The sequence below is a fragment of the Luteitalea sp. genome (assembly GCF_022842525.1).
Classification (GTDB): domain Bacteria; phylum Acidobacteriota; class Vicinamibacteria; order Vicinamibacterales; family Vicinamibacteraceae; genus Luteitalea.
Genome location: NZ_JALHPM010000342.1, coordinates 1 through 3,600 on the forward strand (window position 1 = coordinate 1; position 3,600 = coordinate 3,600).

Genomic DNA, 3,600 nt, shown 5'->3' on the forward strand with positions numbered 1-3,600 from the left:
GTGCTCACCGTGTTGTGCAGTGACGGCGCCGAGGCGGTGGCCGCCGAAGCGCGGCGGCTGAACCCGGTGTCGGTGGACGTGACACCCGTGCCGCTGAAGGACATCTTTCTCGAGACAGTCGTGACGGAGGATTGAAATGCTCTGGTACAAGACGTGGCTGGAAACCCGCTCCCGCTTCCTGTCGGGCCTGGCGCTGCTGATGCTCTCGGCCGGCAGTACGGTGCTGATCTACCCGCAAGTGTCGCAGCTGCTGCCGGCGGTGCCCGACATGCAACTGGACGGCGCCATCGGCCGGCAGGTCCGCGAAAGCCTGGAGCTGTCGCGCACTTACGAGGGCTACGTGTGGCTGCAGTGGTTCGTCAACAACCTGCCCAAGACCTGGGCGCTGTTCGCCATCCTGCTCGGCGCAGGCGGGTTGCTGTCGCAGGCCTCGCGCGGCGGCGCCATGTTCACGCTCTCGCTGCCGGTGTCGCGCGAGCGGCTGCTCGAGATCCGCGCCGGGGCGGCCCTGGTCGAACTGCTGGTGCTCGCGATCGTGCCGTCGCTGCTGGTGGTGCTGCTGTCGCCCGCCGTCGGCCAGCGCTACGGCCTGGGCGACGCACTGGTCTACAGCCTGTGCATCTTCATCGCCGGCACGGTGCTGTTCAGCCTCGCCTTCGTGCTGTCGACGGTCTTCAACGACATCTGGCGGCCGCCGCTGATCGTCGTGGGCGCGGCGATGTGCGTGTCGTTCATGGAGCAGGCGGTGCCGGGGTTGTCGCGCTACAGCCTGTTCGGCGTCATGAGCGCCGAATCGTACTTCCGTGACGGCGCGGTGCCCTGGGTGGGGCTGCTCATCGCCGCGTCCGTGTCGGCCGCCCTGCTGTACTTGGCCAGGGTCAACATGGCTCGTCACGATTTCTAAGCCGTTCAAGCCACGTTCGTCGTTTCGTTAACCCCGTCATGGTCCGGAGGTCCGCTATGCGTGTCTTCATTCGCCTGTTGGCGCTCGTCGCCAGCCTGCTGTCGTCGCTGGTCGCGGCGCAGTCGCCAGTCAATCCGACCGGCCATTGGGAGGGCATCGTCCAGGTGCCCGATCGTCCGCTCGCCATCGCGGTGGATCTGTGGAGCAAACCGTCGGGCGAACTCACGGGCACGTTCGCGCAGCCCGACCAGGCCATCAAGGCCCTGCCGCTCGCCGCCGTCACGGCCGTGGCGCGCGAGGTCCGGTTCATCGTGAAAGGCGGCGCGCAGCCCAGCACGTTCGCCGGCTCGATCAGCGGCGACGGCAAGACCCTGAAGGGCGACGTCACCCTCGGCGAATATGTGATCCCGTTCGAGTTGACCCGCGTGGGCGACGCGCGGGTGGCCGCGGCGCCGAAGAGTCCGCGGATTGACGCGGCACTGGTGGGCACGTGGCACGGCGCGCTGAACCCGGCACTGCGGGTGGTCGTGACGCTCGCGAACCTGCCCGATGGCACCGCCATCGGGACCATCTTCAGTCCCGACGGCGCCGCCGTCGAGATGCCCGTCGCGATTGTGCAGGACGGCGCGCGGGTGATGCTGGACGTCGCCGCCGTGGGCGGCGTGTTCGAAGGGGAACTCGACGCTGCCACGGCTGAGCTGGTGGGCACATGGCGACAGGCCGGGACGTCGTTGCCTCTGACGTTGGTGCGCACGAAGCCGCAAGGGGACTCCGAATAGTGGCGTAAGGCATCCCGGGCTCCGCCCAACCGGCCCGGGATGCTTGCACGAGAAAACACCGCCAATTGCTTGACCCTGGCCCAAACGCGACATACTGTTCTTGATTAGCTCCCGAGCCCCTCAATCACTTTTCCGGGAGCCTTTTGCAACGTGGTGAGCCAGGCGACCGTGGATGCTTTACCGGTTCTCTCGCAGGACGATGTATGCCTGCGGGAAATACATCTGTCTGACGCGGCTGCCCTCACGGCACTCTTCGCGCAGGCCGAAGTGTCGGCCCATCTCGACCCACCGCCCGCCACCATTGACGAGTTCAGTACCTGGATTACCCTGAGCCAGGCGCGGCGCGCCGACAACCGCGCGGCCTGCTACACCTTGCTGACCGGCGGCCAGCAAGTGTCGGGGCTGTTCATGGCCCTGCGCCTCGGCACCGATAATCGCGCCGAGATCGGCTTTGCCATGGCGCCGTCGCTGTGGGGCACCGGCGTATTCCAAAAAGCCGTCGACCTGTACCTGGAGTTCCTGTTCAACGAGTGGGGCGTCACCACGCTGATCGGCAAGACGCTGGTCCGCAACGCTCGCGGCGTCGGGGCCATGCGCAAGCTGGGGGCGACGGTGATCGCGGAATCGCTCAGGAACGGCGAGCCGGAGTACGTGTGGACGCTGGAGCGGAAGGGGTCCGCCTAAGGGCGGACGCCACGTTACATCGTCGCTGCGAGAATCTCGGCGATCGCCTGGCGCAGGGGCGGTGTCAGGTGCGAATACTTCGCGGCAGTTTCCTCTCCCGCCAGCACGCGATCGATCTTCCCCATCACCAGGCTCTTCACCGCCGCGGGCAACGCCTGGAACGGCGGCGAGTAGATCATGTAGCTCAGTGGATACGTCTGCAGCCGCGTCTGCAGGTCCAGGTCGCGCAGGGAACGGCCTTTGCCGTCGCGCGGCCCTTCGGCCATGAACTTCTCGGCGAATCCGGACGAGCCCTGGATCGGACCGTCCGTGATCGGCGCTTCATCCACGAACAACAGGTAGTCGACGATCGCGTCAACCGCCTCGGCCACCCGCGCCTCTGACGCCGGACCGCCCACGCGCGATTCCCACGTCGCGCGCGTCAGCAGGTTGAACAGGTGCGCCTGGTGCTCCATGACCATCAGCGCCACGATGTCGCTGAACGGCGTGGGATAGCCGCGCCAGTCGAGCTGTCCGTCGAGCGAGACTCGCGCGGCGGGCGGCGTCTCGACCCGCTTCGGGGCAAACAACGGCAGGTTGCCGGCATGCTTCGCCGGTACCCGCTTGCCGGTGACGTACCACCCGCCCCAGCGGTCGGCAATCGGCCGGAAATGATCGACGGTGAACCCATTGGCGTAGTCGTTGGCGTCCTTGCGCGGGAAGGTGCTGAGAATCGTCTGGCCCGGCACGCCCAGCGTGTCCCACGAGAGGTGGCAGCGCAGGCACTGCGATTCACGGCCAAAGGACGGCGTGGCCGCGCGCTCCTGGTGCACGACGTAGAACACCGAGCCAAGCACCGGATCCTGCGCCACGATCTCGATCAACCCGCTGCCGCGGATGAAGCCGACCGACGCGTGATCGTTGAAATACAGGGCCCGCGGATTGGCCATGGTGATGTGCTGCGCCTGCAGGCTGGTCTGGGTGTAGACCAGCACCTGGGATTCCACGGGGATGCGCAGCAGATTCAGTACCGACTTGAGGTAGCCCGACTGCTCGTCGAAGACCAGCGCCGCCGACTTGTCGGCCAGCTTGCGGTTCAACGCCTCGACAACGGTGTTGGCGTCGGTGGTGTTGTAGCGAATCGCGGGATGGTTGATCGATTGATCGAACGCCCCGGTGCGCTGGGCAATGGCCGTGGCCACGGCGCCCGCCAGCAGGGCGGCGGACAGCGCCAGAAGGGTTACCGCTTTCACG

General features: G+C 66.8%; 4 protein-coding genes. 3 read left to right on the forward strand and 1 reads right to left on the reverse strand.

Going from position 1 to position 3,600, the window contains the following annotated elements; genetic code table 11:
* Positions 1 to 136 precede the first annotated feature (136 nt).
* From Q0C41_RS30605 to Q0C41_RS30615, 3 genes are all read left to right on the forward strand, one after another.
* Positions 137 to 904, forward strand: a complete 768-nt coding sequence (locus Q0C41_RS30605) for a hypothetical protein (RefSeq protein WP_291990701.1) — start codon at positions 137 to 139, stop codon at positions 902 to 904.
* 56 nt (positions 905 to 960) lie between these two features.
* Positions 961 to 1,683 carry a hypothetical protein gene (locus Q0C41_RS30610; protein ID WP_291990704.1) on the forward strand — a complete coding sequence of 241 codons (723 nt, stop codon included), beginning with the start codon at positions 961 to 963 and terminating at the stop codon, positions 1,681 to 1,683.
* A gap of 153 nt (positions 1,684 to 1,836) precedes the next feature.
* Complete coding sequence (locus Q0C41_RS30615) at positions 1,837 to 2,367, forward strand: GNAT family N-acetyltransferase (protein WP_291990705.1); 531 nt, start codon at positions 1,837 to 1,839, stop codon at positions 2,365 to 2,367.
* A gap of 14 nt (positions 2,368 to 2,381) precedes the next feature.
* Here Q0C41_RS30615 and Q0C41_RS30620 read toward each other — a convergent pair.
* The coding region (locus tag Q0C41_RS30620; RefSeq protein ID WP_291990706.1) for a hypothetical protein at positions 2,382 to 3,600 on the reverse strand (1,219 nt) is incomplete at its 5' end.